Consider the following 24,180-nt stretch of genomic DNA (forward strand, 5'->3'; position numbering starts at 1 on the left):
ACGGATTATGAGCCATTTGATCTCCTCATTCGTCTTTACCATGCCATTCGAAGGCACGGACTGACGAAATAATAACTGGACTCCACATCGCCTTGTCAAAAAAGCAAAAAAGAAAAAGATAGTGCTGTAGAGGCTGCCTCTTGTTGTAAGTAGTTAGGCAGCCTCTCCAGCGGGTTTTTTCTCGGGACTTATTTATTGCCACGGACCTTCACGATCAGGTCAGACACGAACATATGACGATATGAGGGTCATATAAGCTTTTTGGTTATGTTTCCGGTGGAAACCGCTATAGCCTAACGTGAAAGCTAGTGGTGTTGATTTTTGTGGTCTGATTTTGAGAATAGGGCAAACCAAGACGGAAAACTCGTGATCTTCGTTCAGCTCGCTACTGCGTACCAACGATATTCGGTAGCAAAAGGACCTGAACTGTTCGTCGAGTGCTCCGAACCCGAACGTTTGATTTGATGCGTCATGCAACTCAGTCGAAAGCCGCACATATTATAGTGTAACCAGATCTTTATACAATCATGGTGGGAGAAGAGAAAGAGCCGGAGGAGGCGGAAGAGAAGACGGCCGAGGAATTGCTGCTGATCGGCGAAAAGTGTCTTGAGGACGGCAGATTCGAGGATGCCATAGCGGTGTACCGGGAGATCATAAATAAAGAGCCAACGCTTCCTACAACGGCTAAGGCTTGTAATGATTGCGGCGTCGCGTATGCGAGCTTGGAACAGCATGAAATGGCGATCGGGTTCTTTACGGCCGCGCTGAATCTCAAGCAGTATCTCATGGACGAAGGTATCGCGACGTACTACAATCTTGGTCAGGTTTACGGCACGCTCGGGGATGACAAGAAGGCCAAGGAGTGCTTCCGGCGTGGGGATGTGCTCAAGCAAGAACACAAACGCCGGGATGACGAGGCACTGCGTATATTCTCTGAAGTCTTTGATGAGGGGTAGGTTACGATAGACCGCGTGGCGATGAATGGGGCTGACAGACACGTCGTTACCGGTCCTTGAATTGCGCATGCCTGCTTGAATCTTGTTGCAGTCGGATCTTTTTTGATCCGCGGGCACGGTGATTATCGCACTTCGCGAAACTGTGTTGTGCGAAACTTTTTTATTTGTTGGCGGCCAACGTGGATGAATAGGGTGGAGAAGATGGAGAAAATAACCGTAAGTCTGATAAAGGCCGATGTAGGGGGATTTCCAGGGCATTCAACTGTGCATCCCGATTTGATGGAGCGGGCGAAGAAGGAGATGAAGCGGGCGAAGAAGGATGGCTTGCTTGTGGACTATCATGTCTTAAATGCTGGCGACGATTTACAGTTGCTGATGAGTCATCGTAAGGGCGTTGATTCCGAAGAGATACACGGGTTGGCGTGGCGGACGTTCGAGGCTGCGACTGAGGTAGCGAAGGAGCTCAAGCTGCATGGTGCGGGACAGGATCTGTTGGTGGATGCGTTTAGCGGGAACATCCGGGGTATGGGTCCTGGCATAGCAGAGATGGAATTCACGGAACGCGGTTCGGAGCCCTTAGTGGCGTTTATGATGGATAAGACAGAGCCGGGTGCGTTTAATTATCCCATCTATAAGATTTTCGCGGACCCCTTTAATACCGCAGGGCTCGTGGTCGACCCCACGATGCATGACGGTTACATATTTGAGGTATGGGACATAAAGGAGCGGAAGAAAGTGTTCTTAAAATGTCCTGAGGAACTGTACGCGCTGCTCGCATTGATAGGCGCGAAGAGCAAGTACGTGATCAAGCGAGTATTCCCGAAAGAGACGAGTCCGCTGCCGAAGGACGAGCCGGTGGCCGTGATAAGCACGGAGAAGTTGTTCTTTACCGCAGGTAAATACGTTGGGAAGGATGACCCGGTCGCCTTGGTGCGTTCGCAATCGGGCCTGCCCGCACTGGGCGAGGTTATCGAGCCTTTTTCCATGCCGTATTTGGTCAGTGGCTGGATGCGAGGTTCACATAACGGGCCGATCATGCCCGTTCCTGTCATGTATTCGCAATGCACACGGTTTGACGGCCCGCCACGAGTTCTTGCCGCGGGTTTCCAGCTAAGTCATGGTCGATTAGTAGGCCCTGCTGATTTGTTTAACGATCCGGCGTATGACCTTGCGAGGAGAAAGGCAGGGGAGATAGCCGATTATATGCGAGCGCACGGTCCGTTCGAGCCGCATCGGCTTCCTATAGAAGAGATGGAATATACAACTCTGCCGAACGTGTTAAAGAAGCTTGCGAGTCGGTTTGAAGAGGCGGAATAAATCATATTCCCCTCTTCTTATTCTTTTTCGCTATCGCTCACGGAAGGATTTTGATTATCCCTCAGTTGACTTGAGGTCTTTGAGTTAACGATATTGGATATTTAAAAGCCTTGAATGCCTCGTATTTAACTATAGTTCATATATGACAATTACGATGCTAGAAGAAGAATCGCTTGCGGATAACTGTAGAGCTATTCATGAAATTCTCGAATCCTTGCTAGAATATACTTATGAAACCCCCAACTTCGAGCTACCTACAAATGGCATTTACTTCTTCTACGAAGATGGCGAGTTTTGCACGCACGGGAATGAAAAACGGAATAGAATTGTCCGCATAGGGACGTATCGCGTTGATGGAAATTTCAGAAGCAGGATAAATAGCCATTACAGAGGCAACAAGAATTCCAGCGTGTTTAGAAAACTTCTTGGTGGGGCTCTAATTGGGAGAAAAGACCCTAATGATAGACGGCTTAAACAATGGCTAGAGCAGGATGCTCCTTCATTTCAAGAAATAGAGTTAGAGGTTACTAAAGAGTTAAAAGAGCATTTTAGCTTCAGATGCATACCTGTTGAAGATAAAGAAGAACGAGCATGCCTTGAAGAGCAGTTAATAGCAACAATGGCGAAATGTGACAAATGTAAACCCTCAGAGAACTGGCTCGGTAATTTTGCAACAGATGAATTAGTACGAAAATCAGGGCTGTGGAATCATCAGCATGTAACAAGCAAAAATGTACTTACAGGAGAGGCAATCGAAAGAATGAGAGAGCTAACAAGCAAAAACTCAAAAGAGAAAAGAGCTCTTTTTCTTATACCTTGTTGTTCGAAGAAGAAACCAAATGGCGATAAATCCCCATGGTTAGAGGTACGTTCACTTAGAAAAAACAATCGACTGGATTTCCTGGACATCTATCGACACCAAATGATTGATTTTTATTCTAATTTAACTAGAGATGAAGCCTTCAATTATTATAAGAACCGGAATACTGGAGAAACTCGAAATAAAAAGGTTGAAAAAGCTTGGAAGAAAAACTTGAATACCCCCGGATGCGGGACAATGAAGGCAATCGATAGATACAGCTTGGGTAAGTTGTACGAAAAGCCCCTCAATGAAGATATCAAAGATCAATTAAGAGATGGAACTATCAACAATGTTTTCATCGTTTCCGCTATGATGGGGATTGTCCATCCAACGGACTTAATTCCTGATTACGAGTTAATAATGAACGATATATCCCCAAACAGTGATAAAGTGTTTGATTTTTGGAAAAATGTATTTTCAATTGGGAAAATAAGGGATTATTTTGGGCAATTCTTACAATATGACTATGTCTATTGCTTTATGAGTGAAGGATACAGGAAGGCAGTAAGGAATCTTCTAGCAGGACATGAGGTATATTATATCGTCTGCCAAAACGGTCAAGAAAATCCAAGAGTTTGGGGTAAAGTTTTGAACGAAGTGCTATTAAACGGATTTAGTTTGCCCGATGAAGTAAGAAAAGTGGCGGAAACGTGCGACTGTAAGATGGTGGAATTAAATGATACTAAAACCTACGGGTATGGCAACGAATCCAAAAAAATTAGGTTACCTTTTAATAGCGAAAACGTAGTACCTATACAAAAACCAAAAGAATTGAGGGGTGTAAAAATGAGCAAATATTACAAAATTGGAGAGTATCTAAGAAATAGTCAAAAACAGATTGAGACTTTAAGTTATGACGAAATCGAGAGAATTTTAGGATTTAGTTTGCCAGCATCAGCCTATAAATACCGGGCATGGTGGAGTCGTGATCGGAGCGGAGGACATCCCCATGCCAACGCTTGGTTAAATGCTGGCTGGGAAGTTAGTCCCGTGGAGCTTGGGAGGATTATAACATTCAGAAGAGTAGGAAAAGCGAAGTCCCCAGAAGAGAACATCTCTATCTCCCAAGGGGTACAGTCTTCAACCACTCCTGAGATAGGGATAGAAGATATACCAGAACTCATCCGAAAACTATCTAAACTAAACGATGAAGGGATAATAACAAAGGAAGAATTTGAAAAGAAGAAAAAAGAATTATTAGATAGACTCTGAACTGAGAGGGTGGTGAGAATATAAACGAAAAAAATCCCGATTTTGAAGACGTTTGGGAAGAAATTTTAGAAATCGCACGCAGTAAAGCCGGTATCAAAACTCTTGGCATGCAAGTTGGAAACGAGATTATCTCAGTTAAATCTGATAAGATTATGGTGGTCTCTGAAAGGACCGGTAAAGAAAGGCCAGTTAAAAAAGAAGATGTTAAGATGGATTGGGGGATTCTCGCAAGTAAAGGTTCGTTGCAAATAGGTGAAGAAAAGAGTTGGCATGGCTCTATAGTAGCGGCATTTCTAGCCGAGCTTCCTTTTGTTGGTTACACTCTGAGGCCCAGAACATTATATTTGAAATGACGCCTTCTATTTCAAATTGTAAGGATTTTTGACTAACTTCTATTCTCAAGAATTGCGTGAACCATTCTGCCCCTATTGCTGCTTTCTATCATGAGAACGCTCCACACGTTCATCCTTCTTATCCACTCAGTTTACGTTCCAAGATATCATCGATCTGTGTCAGACAGTTGACCCACTCGCGATGGACTTCTTCGGCACTCGCGTATTTCGTTGATGCGATTGGGTTGGGCGGGAAGAAATGCCAGTCATCGGTGTTATTGTTGACCACATCAATACCACAGCTTTTGAGATTGTCGCCAATCTTTGTACCCTTAAACGGGACGAACAGAAAAGGCGCAGGAGTCTCAACCAATTCTTCTTCCAGTAACCGACAGGCCAGTCTCGTCATGGTCTTCAGTCCTGATACATCATCTTCGGGCAGTCCAAAGACGTACCCACCATCCACGTGAATGCCCGCATCCTTTGCCTTACTCAAATAGGTCGCTAAATCGTGACTTTTATAGCCCTTATTAACGGAATCCAGTACAGATTGGCTAACTGCTTCAATACCGCAAAAAGCGCCTCGGCAGTTGCCGTCATATAAGGTCCTCAAGAAAGACTTGGTAAAGTCAATCAATCCAAGTTCGCAATCCCAGAAGATATCTAACTTTTCTCGCCTTATTCCTTCGCAAATATCCTCTACCCAGCTCTTGTCAAAACCAAAATTGAGGTCGTAAATATGCACGATCTTCGCGCCTAACCCTTCAATAATTGCAAGTTCTTCAACAACATCTTTCGGTTCCCGCGCTCGCCATTGCCGTTTCCAGAAAGCGGGCGCATTACAGAAAGCGCAGTTATGTGAGCACCCTCTGCTTGCATATACCAAATCTATACCCCCGTTCAGCGAATATAACACTGATAAGGGGTAACTATCCCTGTCTGGCAAAGGTAAGGTCGTCAGGTCAATAAAGGGGGGATTATCTGTTCGCACAATTCTATCATTGCTCCTGAATGCTAGTCCTCTGATTTTTTCGAAATCTGCTTCAGCGCGAAGTAGGGCATTTGAAAGCGCGAGGAGCGAAGTCTCACCTTCGCCTCGAATGACAAAATCAACCGCGGAATTGCTCAGTATCTCAAAATCTCTCGCCGTTGCACTGACACCGCCCGTTACCACAGCTATGTTTTCATCAAACCCCTTTACTATTTGCGCGGTAGTATAGAGATCCGAAAGAAAACAATCTTCCATACCGTTTACAGCTACTACTTTGGGGTTCTCCTTCTTTAACGAAGTAATCAAAACCTCCTCTGTTGTTTTCCCGTTAAAGCATTCTACGGTTAAATCAGTAAAACTTGTAGTCAAACCATTCTCGGTCAGGTATGCAGACAGTGATAGCATAGCCGTTGGCGGCACCACAGTACCCCTCGCTAGCCCAATTAAATCCCGCTCGGCGGCAAATTCGAGCATCAATCGTTCGTATCTATCGAACTCCGGATGGATGGGTATTTCAAGTGTATTAGGATACACAAAGAGCACATCAGACATTTAGTGATTTCCTCCTAATCCTTTTGACTACTGTGCGGCAACCCCCGCACGTCATACTCAGGCCAACGACCAATTCTAGATCGGACATTATTCTTTTCTTAAAAGTACTTGTGCGCTTTTAAAGCTAACCCTACGAATCTGAATGAAGCATCGGTGCCAGCACCCAGAGCATCACACGAGCAACACCGTGGACCTCTTATTTACTTGCAATGCGGAGATACAGAAAGCCCAATCGTTCAGCAATATTAGCGAGAGGTTGCCTGATTGTGCTGCGATTCCATTTCTCCACAATTGATTCTATCATTGACGCATCCTCGTGTTTCAATTTTTCGAACTGCTTCATGGAGATGATATTCGCAAATAGAGCGAGACGGAGTAAATCCTCCTTTCTGTCTGTGGATGCACCCGACTCATATAACAGCGGTATAAGCTGATCGGACTCTGAGAAGAACGTGCCTAATTTGTCCCGGACACGGTTGGGATACGTATCCAGCGGGCTTTTACCACGAATGAACTCAGCAGCCGTTTTACCCGCTTGATCACCGCAGATTAGTGTCGGGATAATACCCTCGACAAACGGTTTAAAGTTCTGATTCGCGACATCACCCACCAGTAGCACGTTCCCGTAGACCCATTTATCCGTGAGATGGCGTATCGGCGCCCAGCCACTCTTATCTGCTACCACAACTCCATAGCTCAGTTGTTTCTTCACCTGAGGAAGTTCTAAGAACTCTTCATAACAGCTTTTCACCTTCTTCTGTGGTACTATCGTTCCTGCACCGACGTTAGCCGTCGTGCGGGATTTCGGGAGGATATATGCGTACGCACCAGGTGCAAAATCGCCTAAGAATACTTGGAAACTTTTGGGATTCCCCAAGCGCAGATTGTTCAGTTCATAACTCAAGACCTTACCGCAGGTGGTTCTTTTATCGATTTTGAAGCCTAACAACTTTAAAACCGTGGAATCAACACCATCCCCGGCGATAACGACCCGTGGTTTAATCTGCTTTTCACCCTCAGGCGTTCTTATCGTTGCGTTTGTCACGGTATTGTTGCTGTCAACCTCTAAATCAACGAGTTCTGTGTTCGTGAGGACGTGCGCTCCTTGGAATTCAGCAGTCTTCGCTAACCACGCATCGAAGTCGTTTCGGTTCAGCATATAGGTTGTCCAAAGACGCCCGGCTCTCGTTACGGTACTGCCACCAGCCCACAAGGAAATCTCCTCGAGCGTCCAGATCAGCAGATCCTGAGGGATTTTGAACGGTAGAAATGGAAAGAGATATGCGCCAATGCCCTCACCACATTGCACCGGTACGCCGATTGCTCTCTTCTTATCGATGCAAATTGTGTGAGCGCCTGCTGCAGCTGCCGCCCGTGCCGCGCTACTCCCTGCGGGTCCTGCCCCCACCACCAAGACATCACACTCGTGTGCCACCGTTCTTACTCACCGATTCGTTTCGATAATAAATCCATACTACAACAAGCTCGTGCATGTACGCCCAGATAAGGCCCACTACCTTCTTTTGTGCTCTCTTCTCTTCTCCGCTTATTTCTTGTATCCTCTTTGGTAGTTCTTCAGCAGGGCATAAAAACGTTTCTACACGTTAAAGATCCCGAGGAATCAGGATCGAAACTTATTTATACCTGTAATTGTAAGAATGCCACGGGGAAAATGGAACGAATAAAGACTTATAGTGGAAGGTTAGATGAGCAGTTAGAAGGTGGCATTCCAAAGGGCACCGTCTCGCTAATTTGTGGCACTCCCGGTTGTATGAAGAGCTCTTTTGCGTATAGCATTCTGTATAATAACGCACTGAAAAGTAACTTGAAGGGGCTGTATATAACCTTTGAACAGGAGATAAAGAGTTTGAAGGAGCAGATGGCAACGCTGGGGATGACTGAAGACAGTAAAAATCTGACTATTGTGGATCATACAATGGTTGATAAGGAAGTCGGGGTGGATATGCGATTTGACGCTAATTCGATAAGAAAGGTTAAACTTTATCTGACCGACCTTGTAAGGAAAGAAGACTTCGATTTAGTGGTTATCGACCCTCTTAATGCTTTGTACTCTCTAACAACCATTAAAAACCCCCGTAGCGAAATATACCGCTTTTTTACAGAGCTTAGAGCTTTGGGTACGACGAGTTTCCTTATTTCTGAGATCCATCAGGGGGATAATAGGTTTGGTAAATACGGCGTTGAAGACTTCCTTTCTGATGCGATCATCCATTTGGACTGTAGGCGGGAGAGAGATATATTAGAGCGCTACATCGGCGTGGTAAAAATGCGATATACCAATCATAATCTCCAATATTTCCCCATGTTTTATAACAAGAATGGATTTACCATTTACACGAAAGAAGAAATGGAGTTGTGAAGCGATAGAATAGTAATAGAATACTCAATCCTTCTGAGGCTGTCTGTTTTGTACGAGCCAATAAGAGCTTACTTCTTGCACCATCTCTGAGAACTCACCGAAGCCAAGGGGTTTTACGAGATAACTGTTGGCATGGCTGCGATATGCCTGTGCTACATCCCGTTCATTTTCCGAAGTGGTGAGTACCACGACGGGTATAACCTTTAAATCGTCCGATTGCTTAATCGCCGTGAGCACTTCGTGACCGTCAAGTTTCGGTAGTCGCAAGTCAAGAAGAACCAGATCAGGGCGAGGGCTGTCTTCCTCCTTGGCGTAACTCCCTTTGTGGAAGAGATAGTCAAGTGCCTCCTCGCCATCGCTGACTCGATAAATCTTACGTACCGCTTCCTCTTCTTCCATAACTCGCGTTATAAGCGCGGCATGCGCATCGTCATCTTCGACAAGCAAAATCACGGCCGACTTATCCGCCATCGTATGTGGTGTCACTCCTTCTCTCTGTTCTGTACATACAAAGCCATTCTATAATAAATCAATTGCATGGAAACCACGTGTTCTTTTGCTTCTTAACAAAGCGAATTGGCATCCCTTTATTTATTCTTCATTGACAGGATAAAACAGACCGGATCATGCCTGCAGCCCTTTCCCCTCTCAGATTCTATTCGATGCAGCCTCTGCCCGTCCGTGCATCGCGCGCGATTGTTCGCGTTACTAGTTGATACTATCCTCGTCAGCATGCGATGTCGTTAAGATTTCCAGGGGATACGTTCAGGTCAGGATCGCTCGTAATTTCCACGAGAACCGCACGCCCATCCTTCTTCGGTAAGTTCAGCTCGAGCAGAATGAGATTCAGGTCGAGGTGCATTGGCATACGTACCTTCACGACGCAGGAATGCCCTGACCTCCACACCAATGGACAAGAAAATGTAGACTTTTTACGGATTCTGAGTCCATGCAAACGGGACATTGAGGTAGTACCGTTCTTTATAAATATGAGCGAGGCGGATAATATATTGCAATAAAGGGAAACTTATATATAGAGGGAGGGGACGAGATAGAACCATGAAACGGGAGAAGGTACTGGTGGCAGAGCGGTCCACTTTTATGCGTATTATGGTTACCACGGCATTAGAAAGACTTGGGTTTGAAGTTGTAGGTATGGCGAAGGATGGTGAAGATGCCGTTACGAAATATATGGAACTGAAGCCTGATATTACGCTTGTGGATATCGGGTTAGAGGGCATTGATGGCATCGAAGTAACACGTAGGATAGTAAAAGAGGATCCCGCCGCGTTGGTTCTTATACTCATCGCGGAATCTATTGATATTCCTGACATCATAGTCGAAGCGGTGCGGGCAGGAGCGAAGGGATATATAAAGAAGCCTCTCTCAGAGACTGAAATAGAGAAGCGCATAAGCGGCGCATTAGGAAGGAGCTGAGTTTAAAATGAGCGAAAAAGAAGAGGAACGGAAAGAGCTGAAAATATTGATTGTCGAAGATCAGGAAGAGCATGTACTAATCATACAGAATGCGTTAGAGCAGAGCGAGTTGAAGAAGCGGATTTGGGTCTGCAGAGACGGCGAGGATGCATTGAATTATCTTTACAACCAGGGCGACTACGCCTCTAAGGAGGAGTATCCAAAGCCAGACGTCATCTTACTTGACCTCCGTCTGCCGAAGATCGATGGCTTGGAAGTGTTGGATCGAATAAAGGGCGATGAGGGCTTAAAGGACATTAAGGTGATCGTTCTCACCGCGTCGGAAGAGGGCGACGACATAGTGAGGGCGTATAAAGGAGATGTCAAAGGATACCTTCTGAAGTCAGCGTTTATCGTCTCAAAGAGCGGGAAGATGGAAGAGCTTTTAGACGCGCTCATTTCGTTGGGGTGACAACGTTAACCAACCAATTCCGTCACCCTATCTTTTATTCCGTCTTCGCAGTAATACCGCTACCGCAAGAAGTAGCCCGGCAATAGAGAGAGGCATCCCAAAACCGGGTTGTTCTTCAGTTTCCTCAGTCCCTTCAGGCTCTTCTGTTGGTTTTGGTGTAGTCGTCGGTTTCGCAGTCGGCTTTTCAGCCTCTTCTCCTGTCTTAGGGCTCGGTGTCGTGCTGACCGTGACTGAGTGCTCTTCAAGCGGCAGAATGGTTACTGTTGTGCTGGCAGTGTGGCCATCGCCGTCATCCGCGGTCACTTCATACGTGCCGATATTCGTGGATGTCGTGTCAAAGGAAATGCTGAAGGTATTGTAAAAGGTCTTATCGTCTTCTTTGACTTCGGCGATTTTGGGTTTTAATTTCGGTGTTGTCTCTTCCAGCCCTTCGACGGTGACGATGATGGACGTATCCACTTGTCTATTTGTCGTACCGGTAATCTCAATCTTTTTGCCGAGCAGCACATCTTCTAGCTCATCAAGCGTGACAAATCCTTTCTCTACCGATATCGTCGCGATGCCTAAAAGGTCATCGGTCCCCGCTGCATTAATCGTCCTGTCTTTCAGTATCGCTAAAAGCTGATCGGTCGTCTTTGCTCCCAGTGGCGAGGCGTACTCGTTGCTGAGCACTTCTAACAAATTGTCATTGAGACTTTTACCCCATACCCCGTCTCGTCCATAATTGAGCGCTGCGATCAAATACGTGCCGGTATCAACATCTTCGCCTACAGTAATATCCTCTGTCTCGAATTCGCCATCGGTATCCACCCCAGCAGTCTCGTAGGTGAGCCCTGGGGCATCTAATTTACCATTGGTGTCGTCTAAGATATCGTTAGGATCAAGCCCTCTTCCGCCTCCACCATCTGGCGCTATGGTTAGGATATCCACGCTTTCCCGGCCAGGAACGATACCTTCGATTTTGAACTTGTCCCCCAAGGCAACAAAGTCTGCACTCGGTGTTGCGATCAATCCTCCACGGATAAGTACTACTGAAAGTGATGCATCGGGAGGATCTTGAAACGGATCTGAGAACGGCGGGTCTGGCCCTTCTACCCATATCGCAATCTTATACGAATCAGGCGATTTATCCTCGGTCTGCCACGTATAATCAAATCCATCAACATCCAATCCCGTCGCAACCACTACATCTTCAATCTTGAGCGTTATACTATCTCCTGCCGTTGATGACCCCGTAATCTTAACGTTCTCGCCGATATGATAAGTAGGTGGATCTTTATCGACGTCCAACTCTGCTTTATAAGGCACAATCTCCACGAATATGCTATCGGTCGTTCTCATAATATCTTCTGTTGCGGTAATTTCATAAGCGCCAGTATCGGCAAAAACTGCGCTTGTTTTGAATTCACCAGCTTCATCCGAAAGTCCTGTATCAAAAGTTCCACCCGCACTGAACTTCACCTTTGACGCTCTACCCCACGTTACGTCCACTGTGACAGTTGTGTGTGGTGTCGTATAGACCGTAAATACGACCTCTTCAGTAACCGTCTGCTTTTCATCACTCGCCTCTATCGTGACCCCTTTACTTCTCACCTCAAATGATGTTTTATTTCCTTCCACATCAAGCCCATTATTTGTGTCTGGGTCAGTTACTATGCTGAGGGTGTACGTGCCTGTTGTCATACCCGCCGTGTTTATCGTTATCGTGTTCATGCCTGTGGCACTGACATCAATGTCACTGACGGATACACCATTAACCTTGGACAGTTGTTTCCCACGAGGATCCAAGAGTTTATACGTGATATAATTTGGTCGCGACCCAGTAATGATCCATAGATTAGTATCAGCTTTAATGGTCATATCTGCACCACGTGTAACCCAGTCAAATTCTTCTCCATTAACTTCAATTGAACTCACTAATGTTGGGGATACGAAGTAGATATAAGATTCTATGCTAACGGTTCCATCTTTGATCACTCTAATTACATATTCACCAGGAACCAGTTCATCGTCATAGCGGCTGGAATCAAACGGACCGTCAAACGGGATAACAATATGGCTATTTACCCAATTACTCAAAATTACACCTGCCGATATAGAACCTCCTGTAGCATTGAAAAAGTTCAAATTCGTCTCACCAATGATACTCGAATCACCGGGATAAATAGCTCGTCCATCACCAGGACTAACGCCCGCATTCGTCGGCGCGCACATGGCACAAAGTGAAAGTACTGTTACGATTGCTACGATGATACGCCATAACTCCGTTTTACGGTTGGCCATCTCCATCCCCCTCCGATTTGGTCTGGCCGTACCTTTATTGTAAACTATGCACATGCTCTTTAACCATTAGTTCTTCTGAACGAGGGGATATATAAAGTTATCGGTCATTCTCCCGGCTCTTTATCGCTTACCCTTCTCCAACCGCCTTCGCCTCTTCTTACCGACAGATAGACACCGTCGAGTGGAAGTCAACCACAAATTTTAAATAAGGCATATCACCACTATAAACTAAGCGGGGTAATTAGTGGCACGTTAAGTTTATATATTTGCCATATCTAAAAGGGAATAAAAGCAATGGAAACGAAAACTGGTATTGTTTCGGTCGTAGTGATGGCACTTTTTATACTTACGATAGTGGCTATGCCACTTAACGCGAGTGCTGATGAAATCCGAATTGACAGTATCGGCGATAAGAATATTGGCAAGGAGGTAACGGTTTCCGGTGTTATCATAGCGATTTCCAATAATGTCGAGCCGTCAAAAGAAAAAGGTACGGGCATTCAGACCTTCGAGCCCGGAGATACGGGCATTCTCACCATCGATGACGGTACAGATACGATACTCGTTAGCAGTGACCTCCGGCTCGTCGAAGAGTTTTACAAAGGCCAACGAGTGATGGTGACAGGAATATACGCCGGCAAAGTTGGCGATAATGGCCTTATCTATGCGGATACGGTGAGCACTGATGTATGGGCTGGCTACAAAGCCGTGACGGTTAAAGAGCTTACCGATTTTCCTGAGTATTATTATGCACAGTCGGTGCGTATACAAGGGAATGTGACGCGCATGGAATTTACGCGCAATGAAACGGATTTGACGGTTGACGACCAAACGGGGGCGATGGATGTGGAATACCGTGCGGAGCTGGAGACGATAACGGTCGACGATGAGGTGGTCGTCGAGGGTAAGTTTTATCGTAACAAACTATATGCCTTCACGATACGGGCACCAGTATCGGAACCGGAAGTAACGCCTGAGCCACGCCCGACACCGACACCAACACCTACGTTGACGCCAGCGCCAACGTCATTGACACCCACACCACAGCCTACGGAAGAAGAGAGTATGCCGATATATTACATAGTACTGATTATCGCCATTGTGGCCGTAGTAGGTGTGGTTCTTTCCTTCAGAGTACGAGACTGGCTCATGATTAGACGATATGGCAAATAATAAATTTTCGCGAAGAGGGAGCAGAGCAAATAAGGAGAGCGAAAAGGCAGAAGAGCAAGCGGCAGGAAAAGCTACAGCGAAGAAGCAAATGCAGAAAGCATTGGCTGAGGTGAAGCGGATAGAGAAAGCGGAGAAACTGCAGGAGAAGGCTGTTGCTAAGAAACACACTAATACAGAGAAGGCAAAGGAAAAAGGCGATGAGGAAAGTATTGCGAAGGCTCAATCTGAAGAGGAGGAGGCATTAGCCGTTTTAGAAAAGATACGGGAGACGAAAAGGGGCGTAGAAGCTGAGCTGAGAATGGCAATAGCCGCATTGAAGGGCGAGCCTGCAAGAGTCTCTCCAAGAGTGCCTTCAGTAGCAAGCACTGCACAACGCGAGTTCCTTGGCGCGGAGGATGCACCACCGATAGAACCTGCGATAGCAGCGGCTATGGACAAACCGCTACAGGAATTAGAAGAAGGTGTGGACTACATAGAGCTGTATCCGGTTAATGAGCCCTATGCATATGTGGTTATCACCGCAACAACCCCTCCTAAATACATCGTTCGAGAGGTCTCTCTCACAAAAGGGGAGGCTGAGCTTTTGAAAGAGGTCAAGACGTACCTTTATGAGACCTTAGATGCTGTCTTTGCAGGTTTACTGAAACCCGAGGTGTTTCTCAGGGAGAGAGTGGACCATGTAATTAAGGAATTCTCTTTAGATAAGAGCGTAAGTTCTGGGAGCATGGATAAGATAATGTATTATATCTATCGTGATTTCATCGGCTATGGTAAGTTAGACCCGCTTATACGGGATAAAATGGCTGAGGACCTCTCAGCAGACGGGCCTAATATTCCGTTGTATGTATTCCACAGGATTTACAGCTCGATAGAAACGAACATAATATTTGATAAGGAGGAATTAGATGCATTGATTTACCGCTTATCTCAGCGATCAGGGCGACACATCTCGATGGCTAAGCCACTGCTAGATGCCTCACTGCCGAATAAGGATCGGTTACAGTTGAGTATCGGGAGCGAAGTAACAACGCGGGGTTCAACGTTCACAATACGAAAATTTAAGGAGATACCCTTCACTCCGATAAACCTGGTGGAGTACGGGACGTTCTCTATGGAAATAATGGCGTATCTCTGGATGGCGGTTGAGCAAGGTGCGAACATTCTTATCGCAGGGGGTACTGCGTCGGGAAAAACAACGGTATTAAACGCAATAGCGATGTTCATACCGCCGGAAAGTAAGATCATCTCAATTGAAGATACGCGTGAGATAAATTTGATGCATCAAAATTGGATCCCTTCCTTGACGAGAGCGGTGGAAGAGGGTGGATACGCCATCGAGATGTACGACTTACTACGGACTGCACTCAGACAGAGACCGGAGTACGTTCTGGTAGGCGAAGTGCGAGGCGTCGAGGCGCATACACTTTTCCAGGCGATGGCTACCGGGCACATTACCATGTCCACGATCCATGCGGAATCTGCGGATACCGTCGTCAAACGATTGACCAAGCACCCCATTGACGTGCCGCTCATGCTCCTTGACAGCTTGGATATCATTGCAATTCAGCGACAGGTGAAAGTGGGTGATAGAGCGGTACGGAGATGCACCAAGATAATAGAAGTAACGGGAATAAATTTTGTGGATGAAACGTTAGAAACGAACGAGCTGTTCACGTGGCGACCCGATGAATTTGAATTCACGGGCGAATCGAGGGTGTTTGTCAAGATTATGGAGAAACTCAATATGCATGAGGATGAATTAGTAGCGGAGTTTACACGAAGGAGGCGGATTTTGGAGGGGATGCGAGTGAAGGGGATGGCCGACTTCCAGTCTCTTAACAAGGTCTTACAAGATTATCATGTAAATCCTGAGGAAACGGAGAAACGTATATTAGCGGAATAGCGGAAGAATAAGCTATGAGTATAGAGAGTGAAGCGGCACCCAAAAGTGGAACAGTATCAGATCTATTTCGCGGTTATTTCAGGGGGAGACGAGAGAAGTACACGAAACTCAGGGAGAACCTTTTGAGAGCGAGGATCTTCGTTCCTGTAGAGAGATGGTTATCAAGAGCGATTTTCTACTCGATCTTCGCGGCAGTTGGGGTGGTGGCGGGCTATATCCTCCTGAAGTATCTTATTCTCTCTTTGCTGTCCGAGTTTTCACTGGGATTAACCGACCTTGTTGTTAGCGTCATGTTCGCGGCAATTGCATTTTTCGTCTCGTACATCAGCTTTTATCTGTATCCCAGAATACGGGTGTGGGAGCGAAGGGGGAAGATCGATGCGAACCTGCCGTATGCTATCGGGTTCATATCGGCGATGGCATCTATCGGGGTGTTTCCTTATACGATCTTTAAGAAGCTTTCAGAAGCGGAGGAGACGTATGGCGAGGTGAGCAATGAGTTGAAGCTGGTAGTGCGGGATGTGGAATTGCTGGGTTTCGATTTCATCACGTCACTCAAAAGACTCGTCGCGACCACGCCGTCTATGAACATGAGAACGTTCTTGCAGGGGGCGGTCACCACGGCCCTTTCTGGCGGCGAGATGGGTACATACTTTGTTAATACAGCAGAAGAATACATGGAAGAGCGGAGGAAGAGATATGAGAGCTTTATTGAGACGTTGGGCTTTTTTGCGGAGTTTTACGTTATCGGGTTGGTTACGGCCCCGCTCTTGCTGGTGGTGGTGCTCTCGATAATGGTTTTTCTCGGCGGCGCTTCTCTTACAGGACTTGCAGCAATTGTCTACATTGTCATCCCGCTGGGCTCCACAGCGTTTATCTTTTTGATTGGCACATTATCGGACTAAGAGGGAAATGAAAGAGGATAAGCTTCTTGAGGCGATAGAGAAGAAGAGGAAAGAGAAGCGGATAGTACGAATCATCAGAGACCCTATAGGGCTCTTCAGGGATAACCCACTGCGATTGGGGTACGTCTCAGGTGCGATTGGTATCTGTCTCATGATTATGTCATATCTCTACGCGTGGGAATTTGTAGCACCATACGATGCGTACATCTTATCAGGTATCGTCGCGGTTATTCCCCCGGCAGCATATCTGTATGCGGAGCAAAAACGAGTGCGGAAGGCGGATGACGAATTCCCGAGCTTACTGCGTGACCTTGCACAGGCGAAGCGCGCGGGTCTCACCTTGATCGATGCACTTACGCTTACCGCCGAGGGGAATTATGGTGTGCTTACACCCGGGCTGAAGACGCTTGCGTATCACCTGACCTGGGGTCTTTCTTTTGAGGACGCACTGCGGATGTTTGCAAAGCGGTACCCCACGCGAATAATCAAACGGTCGATCGAAATAATTATAGAAGGCTATCAGGTAGGTGGTGATGTAGGCGAAATCCTGAAAGTTGCGGCGGAGGATGTCATGGAGTTGCGAGCGCTGGAAAAGCGGAGGATTTCTGATATGGGGCAGTATGTACTCATCTGCTACGTTACCTTCTTTGTGTTCCTTGGCGTCTTGGTGGTGCTCTATCAATCGTTTATTCCAATGATGGTAGAAGCTTCGGAGAAGGTAGCGGGGACTGGGGCAGGTTCTTTTATGGTTAGTGTAGATGTGGTAACACTGAAGATGCTGTTCTTTCACTGTAGTATCATCCAGGGTATCAGTGCGGGGCTAGTGGCGGGAAAGTTAGGTGAAGGGCAAATTGTTTCTGGTCTGAAGCACGCGACTGTGTTAGCATTAGCAACCTTCGTCGTATTTGCCATTTTGAAATTCCTGCCACCGATGACCGTATCTCTATGATCCTCATAGCATGCACATCACATCTCCCTGCTCTCGTTCAAACTATCGCGCGTTATGTACGGAGAACGAAAAACTCTCTAAAACTGATCGAGTAGTACCTCTCGTTTGTTTTTGAAATCGAGTACTTACACCTGTTATAGCACATCTCCCGTTATCAGATTATACCTTACCTCGTCTTCATAGACGGACGTTCCGTCTGACAGGCGGATGGTGACATTAGCGATGCGAGATGAGGCATTATAATCTTCTGGTGCATGGCCAAAGACCAGAAAGTACCCGCGACGATTCACCAGGCGCTTCATCTGTAATTCGTGAATATTGAGTACATCGCGAGTAGTGCCATTAAAGGGGTTCCTTGGGTCATCTATATCGGTAACGTTCGTTGAAACATCTTGTAGAACGTGACCATAGGTATCACGAACATCAATGAAGACAAATCCAATATCGCCTTGTTCCTCTCGTATCGTTCGCTGCCCGGCCATTCCTGTAGAATAATAGATGGTGGCAAACGCGATGATGGCAATGGTAATAATAAATCCCGTGATTAAAATTACCTGTCCGCCATTATCATCTCGTAGAGTCATGTCATTCTTTTCATTCATCCTCTCGTATCGTTTTGTTTATCTATCGTTTGTTTATCTAAACCACAAAACTAATTGGACTTCATAGACGTTATATCCCGTCCCCCGTGGGTCCCGTGCATATACCAATTTATCCACCGCGACCGCCTGGGGGCCGGGCAGTCCGTGTTCGACCTTTGCGGTTCCATCAAGCATGATTTCCCCGGTGTCATCAAGGAAGTAGAGATTGTATTCGATATACTCGGGGAGGACCTCGTCGATCTTTTCGTCAAGTCCGTTCCAATCTCTATTCTCTACGGCACGCATCAATGCACTGGTGGCGATCAAATCGACACTCCAGTCGTGGAGTACTGGCGTGTAACGATTGTCCGAGGTGCTTAATTCCGCGTATAATCGTATCGAACTCACGCCGGAATCACGAAGAAGGCCAAGGTCATAACCTTGTGCTGCCTCAGCAGCGGTGATAGTATCGCAGATCGTGGAATTATCGGTGGCATTTAAAATTTTAAACGAGATGGCTGTACCTTCAAGTGACGAGGTGTACGAGGAGGCGTAAAACTTATTCCAGCTTCTTGATGAGGTCGCAGTTATGGGCACGGACGTGAGATTGGCCGAAAACTCGTAGCCTATACCAGAGACAACGACTTTAAGGTAATCGGAATGGAGAGAGTGATGACCTTTACAGGGAAATGGTTCCTTTACCGATGTGATATGATAGTAGCTCTCGTAAGGATAATCCTCGGGATGGAGGTATCGCGGAATCATCCATTTCGTGTACGCGTACGGCGTGTACGTCAAGTTGTAAAGGAGGTCCAAATTATAGATCTTGTCTTCCGGGACAACAGAACCGACTAAGTCGTAGTAGCCCGAAGCGCAGAAAATATAAGTTCTATCAAGACCTTCGGTAGTATTCATGGCGGGGAATCTGAAGGTTATAAAATCCCCTTGGGTTATACGAGCATACCCCGTGTCGGTATCTGTTACGTTTTCAAGGACATCTTCTACCGTCCCGTTAACGTACCGCGTCTCGGCTTCAATCGGGCGTATCCAAGTACTCGTAACGGGACTATCAGGAGAATAGTCTACCGCCACGTAGTCAAAATCATGACAGGCAAACGGTATAACGATCCGTATCTGGTTACCAACATTTGCCGTAAGGTTCAAGGGAATAACTTTAGGAGCCACGTCGAAATAGATGGACGAGATAGGGATAGCGGAGTGGGTGTACCAGGCGGTACCGTTCCAGAACTGGATGAGGGGTGCAACCGTCTCAAAAATCGTCTGGTCGAGTTGCGTGGCAAATTCCTCATCGGTTTCAACCAGATCAAGCAGGTATTCACAATTAGGTGTGCCGAGCAGGTAATGATTGTAATACCATAATTTCAACTCGGTAAAATCCGTGATTCGCATGTTCACCAGCAATTTCGCTTCGCTTTCATTCTTTGGCAGGGTTATCGTAATCCAATCGTATAAGTTATGTGTATCGTTAAAGTCCCTCGTTGTTGATACGTTGCTCCCCCAGAAATCGAGGTCTTGCGCTGCCAACGCCCCGGTTATGTCCTTCCCTTCGTTATCAACGGCCGAGACAGGAAGCGGATTGGTTATTGTATGCAGGGTTCCGTAATCGTCAGGCAAAACGGAGGTATTTTCGGGGTGCTCTACAACCTGCAGATCTAAACTGTTTATGTAACCGTCATCCGGTAACGCCATGAAGACAATCGCTTCGTAACATCCGTTTTTAACGGCTAAATTCGTTGTCGTCACAAAACTCGAGCCCTCGTATCGCGCATTAAAACTGCCCGTGAAGAGAAGATCTAAAAGCTCGTATTCCTCGCCAGTCCATCCGTAGATGAAAGGACAACCGCTTTCCTCTGCACTGGCAAGAACAGTTATGGTCTCGCCTGAAATAAAATCTTCTGCATCGGTTACCGACCCGTTCAACCATCCTTCGGTACCCATTGCGTCTTCGGTTTGCAATCGATGCCAGATACCTACTGAATGATCCCAGATCCAAAGCGTAGTATCGTAGCCCGAACTTCCTGTACCATGCCCTTCCCAGGAAATATTTAGTTCTGATATCGTGCTCGGGGACTCATTAATGGTAACGTTATACAGTTGGATATTATAATCAACACCACCAAGCCTCCAAATATCAGTCACCCACCGGTTATCATCAGATGTCGAGAGGGAGGTATAATTGCTTGACGAAGCAGGATCGCCCTGATCATTTGGATCTGAGGGGATGTCTTCGTCTTCCCACGCCCACTTATTTGTGCCCGCGCCACTGCTGAAGTCATACGTTCTGGTAAACGGATTATTTTCGATCCGAATATCGCCACCGCTTAAGTTTATACTATTGTTGTCATCGATATACTGATGACTTTCATTGCCGCTGAACTCATCAGTCCATGAGATGTTGCCCGTTGTGATATTCCCCGTTACGTTAATCACCGTTATATTTGCCTCGGGATAGAACGAGATCACCATGAGCGCATCTTCGCCATACTTCTGCAACTGCACGGCGGAATAGCCCTGCTGCTGTGGTGCGTAGGCGAGCATCACGAACGTGAGAGCGCTCAGCATAAGCAGTGCTGAGATTACCGCCTCGAGGGTCTGCATCTGCGCTTTTTTATCCAACATTTCGGTTACCACACCAGCATTCTCATGGTATAATAATCGTAATCATAGTCCATATCTCTTATAATCGGAACGACAACGATCCGTTCAATAACGACCACGTCGCCGGATAAGCCTTTACGTACCGCGTCAAAGTTATCATCCGCAACATCCTGCGAAAACGTGGATTCGTTGGTTGGTATGACCTGTATATAGCACCCATAGCCCCGGTATCCGCCGGAGGCATTCCCTTGTAAGCCGAGTGCTGCGGTAGCACTTCGATATTTGGTGCTTCCGACAGCGTCTTCCCCAAATTCCCACCAGGTGTTATTACCCGATGTATTCGAGGACATTAGCGCATCCAACTTTGCACGATCGAGCACGTTTGGTTTTGACTGATCGGAAAGGCCAATTCTCACGACGGCCGAGTAGTTGCCCTCGATCCAGAGTGCATCCCAATCGGCAGGTTCACCGGGGTCTTTAATCAGGATTTCAGCGACACGGTGTGCGACGGGATAGATCTTTGCGGATTCACCGGAATACGAGGCTGTTGACGCGGCGAGCAGGTAGTAGGTGAGTAAGAACGCACCGATAAAGATGCCGATAGCGACAAGGAAGTCAATGCTTAACGCCTGCGCGTTCTCATCAGCCACCAGTTTCCTTTTCATCTTCTCTTCCTCCTCCTCTTACTCACATACCCCTAAGATTCTACCGTTTTCCACATGATCCCTCACTTTTTAGCACGGCACAGGTTATCCATGTATCTAAGCGTTATGATAAGCGTCTATACGTTTTCAAGTGTTATATTATTCCCGCTTTTTGTTATCCGTACTCGTGTGGACAGAGCGCTGGATGCGGTTCCGGTTACGTTTACCGTCATCGCATTGCCCCGGCCTTCGGTATTTAACGGGACGTAGACCGTTACTTCGGCGGAATAAATTTTGAGTGCAGGTCTGTTGAGATAATCAGAAGAAACTTCAATAGAATACCCGGTCACCGTGTCCTCGCTACTACCAATTTGATAGGGGATCTTGAGCGTTCTCGTGGCATTCGTGCAGTTGGTGAGGTACATATCATTGATCGTGTCCGAGATCTGGTTACCTAACCCTGCGTACTGTATGGTTATCGATTGCTTTGCCGCGTCGGCCACCAACCCGTTAAAAAGCAAAACAACGGTGGTCATGAGAGCTACCGCTAACGAAATAAGAATGGCGTACTCCAACGTTAGTGAGACCGCTTTTTCATCGTGTATGAAGTTCTTCATGTTCTGCTTATAACTACAGCGCTCCACGTATTTGTTATTTCATCCAGTCTTTAAAAAGGAAATGTGACGTTCTATCCATTCGAAACTAATTCCGTTCCTTGCGCGCCGATTCCCGAGTCATCACCGATACTCCTGTTCAGTATAGGTCTGCTGGCACTTGTCGGATACGTACTGCATGTGAAGCGATTCGGATTGACCTTGCGAGTGTGTATGGGGCTCTTTACGGGATCCTTCACGTACTTCAGAGAGTATGGTATGGCCGTACAACCTCTTGACAGTACGCTACTTTTATATACTCCTTTATCTTATCGCATGTTTAATATACTAATGAGCTAACAAATGCTGCGTATTATAAAATCCAACGAAGCGATTTCACCGGTTATCGGTATGGCACTAATACTGGGGATCGTCGTTACGGCAGTAGGGATTATCTATTCGGTGGAAATGCCAAAGATCGAATCTGCCAAGGAAGAAGCACAGCTGGAGAATATGCGCAGCAATTTCCTCACCCTTCAAACTGATATCAGAGACCTCGTCCAATCGCCTTCTACGGGCCGGGTGACCAAGATGCAACTGGAGGCCGGCTCAATAGGAGCGTATGCGGCCGGGTCTGCAAATGGCACGGGATATATCCGCTACATCGCGGGCGACGATATCATAGCATACGAGAACGGCGCGGTCTTCGCCAAATATGCCGGCGGGAACGACTATGCCGAAGTGATCAGCGACCCGATCATGTACGTTGACGTTGATGACGATAATGTTACCCACGTGTATATCCATGCTATCACACTAAACGGCAGCAAATCCGTTGCCGGTACCGGCCCTGCTGAGTTCGCCCTGACACAAGGGAAACACACTAAGAAGCACGACAATGTAGAAACGAACAATCTGATATTCCACATAAACAGCACGTTCTATCGTGGCTGGGAAGAGTATTTCAGGGAGATATTCGCTTATGCAGACCTAGAGGAGGGCCCTCTGAACAACTCAGACTGCAACGTCTCCACTTCAGATGAAGATGAGAGTGTAACCATCTTCATAGAGGGGAAAGAGTGGTCGGGAGACGAATACGATATAACGCTCTACTATGTGAAGACCGAGGTGATTGTATCATAGATGAAACAGATCTTCCTCTGTTTGATAGTGGCGTTACTGGCATGTGCCGTTGCTGCTGTCGGCACTACTATGGCGTATGATCCTCTATTTTGGATTGAAGAACCTCAAACCACACAGTTGAACATGACCATCACACAGTGGGACGAGACCACGATGAGCTGGGAAGTGCCAGTCGATTCGGTGTATTACATCGAGTCACCGATAAACATTATGGTGAAATACCCGGGCGGAGCTAACGCTACGAATGCAACAATAAATATTACCGGTCCCGGGTCCACCACTCACCCGGAGTTGACCACGAACGCGACAGGACAGGCGAATTACACCTTTAATTATACAGAGATAACACGGGGTGGGCAGCAGATCGTTGTTAAAGCAGTAAAACCCGGAGCCGCGTACGCGCAACAGAATATTTACGTGGACTACCAGGGGATTTTGGAAGTGAGCGTGCGTACCGATAGCATGGTTATTGATTCCGATTATGGGAATTATTGGAACTCCGATGCGGATATGTACTACACCGTTATTGTACGCGATTCCGCAACCGCTTCGAAAGATCCCGTGGAAGGTGTTAAGGTCACTATGACTCATGATGCGAATACGAATCACGTTTATATGGATGAGGGAACCAACCCCAATAAGAGTTGCCAGATAGCATATACTGATAACGACGGCGAAGCTACGTTTTCCGTGCACAGCGATTCCGTTACGGAACTCGAGGGTACTCTCTTTACCATAACCACCGAGCGGAGGGGTTATATGCCTGATAGCGCAACATTTAATGCCCCTTCTGATATTACTGTTGTACCGGTTAAAGGCGCGTTTGCAACCGTGGTAGCCTTCTTGGTTGCATCTCGCTTAGCGCGGACGCGGAGAACGCATAAACGATGATACATT

General features: G+C 46.7%; 21 protein-coding genes and 1 pseudogene. 13 read left to right on the forward strand and 9 right to left on the reverse strand.

The features are described 5' to 3' along the window. Nucleotides 1-527: 527 nt before the first annotated feature. From JW878_06020 to JW878_06035, 4 genes are all read left to right on the forward strand, one after another. Nucleotides 528-956, forward strand: coding sequence for a tetratricopeptide repeat protein (locus JW878_06020; GenBank protein MBN1762613.1), 429 nt, complete (start codon nucleotides 528-530; stop codon nucleotides 954-956). Nucleotides 957-1,157: 201 nt separating this feature from the next. Beyond that, nucleotides 1,158-2,273, forward strand: coding sequence for a fructose 1,6-bisphosphatase (locus tag JW878_06025; GenBank protein MBN1762614.1), 1,116 nt, complete (start codon nucleotides 1,158-1,160; stop codon nucleotides 2,271-2,273). A 154-nt stretch (nucleotides 2,274-2,427) separates the two neighbouring features. Further along, nucleotides 2,428-4,347: a peroxide stress protein YaaA gene (gene yaaA / locus JW878_06030; GenBank protein ID MBN1762615.1), complete on the forward strand. Its 1,920-nt coding sequence runs from the start codon at nucleotides 2,428-2,430 to the stop codon at nucleotides 4,345-4,347. Nucleotides 4,348-4,454: 107 nt separating this feature from the next. Next, nucleotides 4,455-4,700, forward strand: coding sequence for a hypothetical protein (locus tag JW878_06035; protein ID MBN1762616.1), 246 nt, complete (start codon nucleotides 4,455-4,457; stop codon nucleotides 4,698-4,700). A 118-nt stretch (nucleotides 4,701-4,818) separates the two neighbouring features. Here the strand turns inward: JW878_06035 and JW878_06040 are convergent, their stop codons facing one another. Next, complete coding sequence (locus JW878_06040) at nucleotides 4,819-6,222, reverse strand: B12-binding domain-containing radical SAM protein (GenBank protein ID MBN1762617.1); 1,404 nt, start codon at nucleotides 6,220-6,222, stop codon at nucleotides 4,819-4,821. A 196-nt stretch (nucleotides 6,223-6,418) separates the two neighbouring features. Then, on the reverse strand, nucleotides 6,419-7,657 hold the full coding sequence (locus JW878_06045) for an NAD(P)/FAD-dependent oxidoreductase (protein MBN1762618.1): 1,239 nt from the start codon (nucleotides 7,655-7,657) through the stop codon (nucleotides 6,419-6,421). A gap of 237 nt (nucleotides 7,658-7,894) precedes the next feature. On the opposite strand from JW878_06045, the gene JW878_06050 reads away from it, so the two are divergent. Beyond that, nucleotides 7,895-8,602, forward strand: coding sequence for an AAA family ATPase (locus tag JW878_06050; protein MBN1762619.1), 708 nt, complete (start codon nucleotides 7,895-7,897; stop codon nucleotides 8,600-8,602). A gap of 24 nt (nucleotides 8,603-8,626) precedes the next feature. Here JW878_06050 and JW878_06055 read toward each other — a convergent pair whose 3' ends face one another. Both JW878_06055 and JW878_06060 read right to left on the reverse strand, forming a co-directional pair. Continuing rightward, nucleotides 8,627-9,073 (reverse strand): response regulator, encoded by a 447-nt coding sequence (locus JW878_06055; GenBank protein ID MBN1762620.1) that lies wholly within the window; start codon nucleotides 9,071-9,073, stop codon nucleotides 8,627-8,629. 256 nt (nucleotides 9,074-9,329) lie between these two features. Continuing rightward, nucleotides 9,330-9,470, reverse strand: coding sequence for a hypothetical protein (locus JW878_06060; GenBank protein MBN1762621.1), 141 nt, complete (start codon nucleotides 9,468-9,470; stop codon nucleotides 9,330-9,332). 191 nt (nucleotides 9,471-9,661) lie between these two features. Here JW878_06060 and JW878_06065 point away from each other — a divergent pair, with 191 nt between their 5' ends. Continuing rightward, on the forward strand, nucleotides 9,662-10,039 hold the full coding sequence (locus JW878_06065; protein ID MBN1762622.1) for a response regulator: 378 nt from the start codon (nucleotides 9,662-9,664) through the stop codon (nucleotides 10,037-10,039). 7 nt (nucleotides 10,040-10,046) lie between these two features. Then, complete coding sequence (locus JW878_06070) at nucleotides 10,047-10,490, forward strand: response regulator (GenBank protein ID MBN1762623.1); 444 nt, start codon at nucleotides 10,047-10,049, stop codon at nucleotides 10,488-10,490. Nucleotides 10,491-10,517: 27 nt separating this feature from the next. On the opposite strand, the gene JW878_06075 is transcribed toward JW878_06070, so the two are convergent. Beyond that, nucleotides 10,518-12,773 carry a hypothetical protein gene (locus tag JW878_06075; GenBank protein MBN1762624.1) on the reverse strand — a complete coding sequence of 752 codons (2,256 nt, stop codon included), beginning with the start codon at nucleotides 12,771-12,773 and terminating at the stop codon, nucleotides 10,518-10,520. A 960-nt stretch (nucleotides 12,774-13,733) separates the two neighbouring features. Between JW878_06075 and JW878_06080 the strand changes: the two are divergent. From JW878_06080 to JW878_06095, 4 genes and pseudogenes are all read left to right on the forward strand, one after another. Next, nucleotides 13,734-13,826: pseudogene (locus JW878_06080) on the forward strand (energy transducer TonB). A gap of 109 nt (nucleotides 13,827-13,935) precedes the next feature. Continuing rightward, complete coding sequence (gene tadA / locus JW878_06085; GenBank protein ID MBN1762625.1) at nucleotides 13,936-15,849, forward strand: Flp pilus assembly complex ATPase component TadA; 1,914 nt, start codon at nucleotides 13,936-13,938, stop codon at nucleotides 15,847-15,849. A 14-nt stretch (nucleotides 15,850-15,863) separates the two neighbouring features. Further along, complete coding sequence (locus JW878_06090; GenBank protein MBN1762626.1) at nucleotides 15,864-16,754, forward strand: type II secretion system F family protein; 891 nt, start codon at nucleotides 15,864-15,866, stop codon at nucleotides 16,752-16,754. 7 nt (nucleotides 16,755-16,761) lie between these two features. After that, nucleotides 16,762-17,703: a type II secretion system F family protein gene (locus JW878_06095; protein ID MBN1762627.1), complete on the forward strand. Its 942-nt coding sequence runs from the start codon at nucleotides 16,762-16,764 to the stop codon at nucleotides 17,701-17,703. 134 nt (nucleotides 17,704-17,837) lie between these two features. On the opposite strand, the gene JW878_06100 is transcribed toward JW878_06095, so the two are convergent. The 4 genes from JW878_06100 to JW878_06115 form a co-directional block, all read right to left on the reverse strand. Continuing rightward, complete coding sequence (locus JW878_06100) at nucleotides 17,838-18,287, reverse strand: hypothetical protein (protein ID MBN1762628.1); 450 nt, start codon at nucleotides 18,285-18,287, stop codon at nucleotides 17,838-17,840. A gap of 51 nt (nucleotides 18,288-18,338) precedes the next feature. Further along, entirely contained in the window at nucleotides 18,339-20,924 is a 2,586-nt protein-coding gene (locus JW878_06105) for a hypothetical protein (protein MBN1762629.1), read from the reverse strand. Between the two features lie 5 nt (nucleotides 20,925-20,929). Beyond that, the gene (locus tag JW878_06110; GenBank protein MBN1762630.1) at nucleotides 20,930-21,568 is read right to left on the reverse strand and encodes a hypothetical protein; all 639 of its coding nucleotides are present in this window, start codon (nucleotides 21,566-21,568) and stop codon (nucleotides 20,930-20,932) included. A gap of 116 nt (nucleotides 21,569-21,684) precedes the next feature. Continuing rightward, nucleotides 21,685-22,191, reverse strand: coding sequence for a hypothetical protein (locus JW878_06115; GenBank protein MBN1762631.1), 507 nt, complete (start codon nucleotides 22,189-22,191; stop codon nucleotides 21,685-21,687). Nucleotides 22,192-22,503: 312 nt separating this feature from the next. Here JW878_06115 and JW878_06120 point away from each other — a divergent pair, with 312 nt between their 5' ends. Both JW878_06120 and JW878_06125 read left to right on the forward strand, forming a co-directional pair. After that, a complete protein-coding gene (locus JW878_06120) occupies nucleotides 22,504-23,283 on the forward strand; it encodes a hypothetical protein (protein ID MBN1762632.1) in 780 nt (259 codons plus the stop codon). Continuing rightward, a complete protein-coding gene (locus JW878_06125; protein MBN1762633.1) occupies nucleotides 23,284-24,174 on the forward strand; it encodes a hypothetical protein in 891 nt (296 codons plus the stop codon). The last annotated feature ends 6 nt before the right edge of the window (nucleotides 24,175-24,180 follow it).

It is taken from the genome of Methanomicrobia archaeon (assembly GCA_016930255.1).
GTDB lineage: Archaea > Halobacteriota > Syntropharchaeia > Alkanophagales > Methanospirareceae > JACGMN01.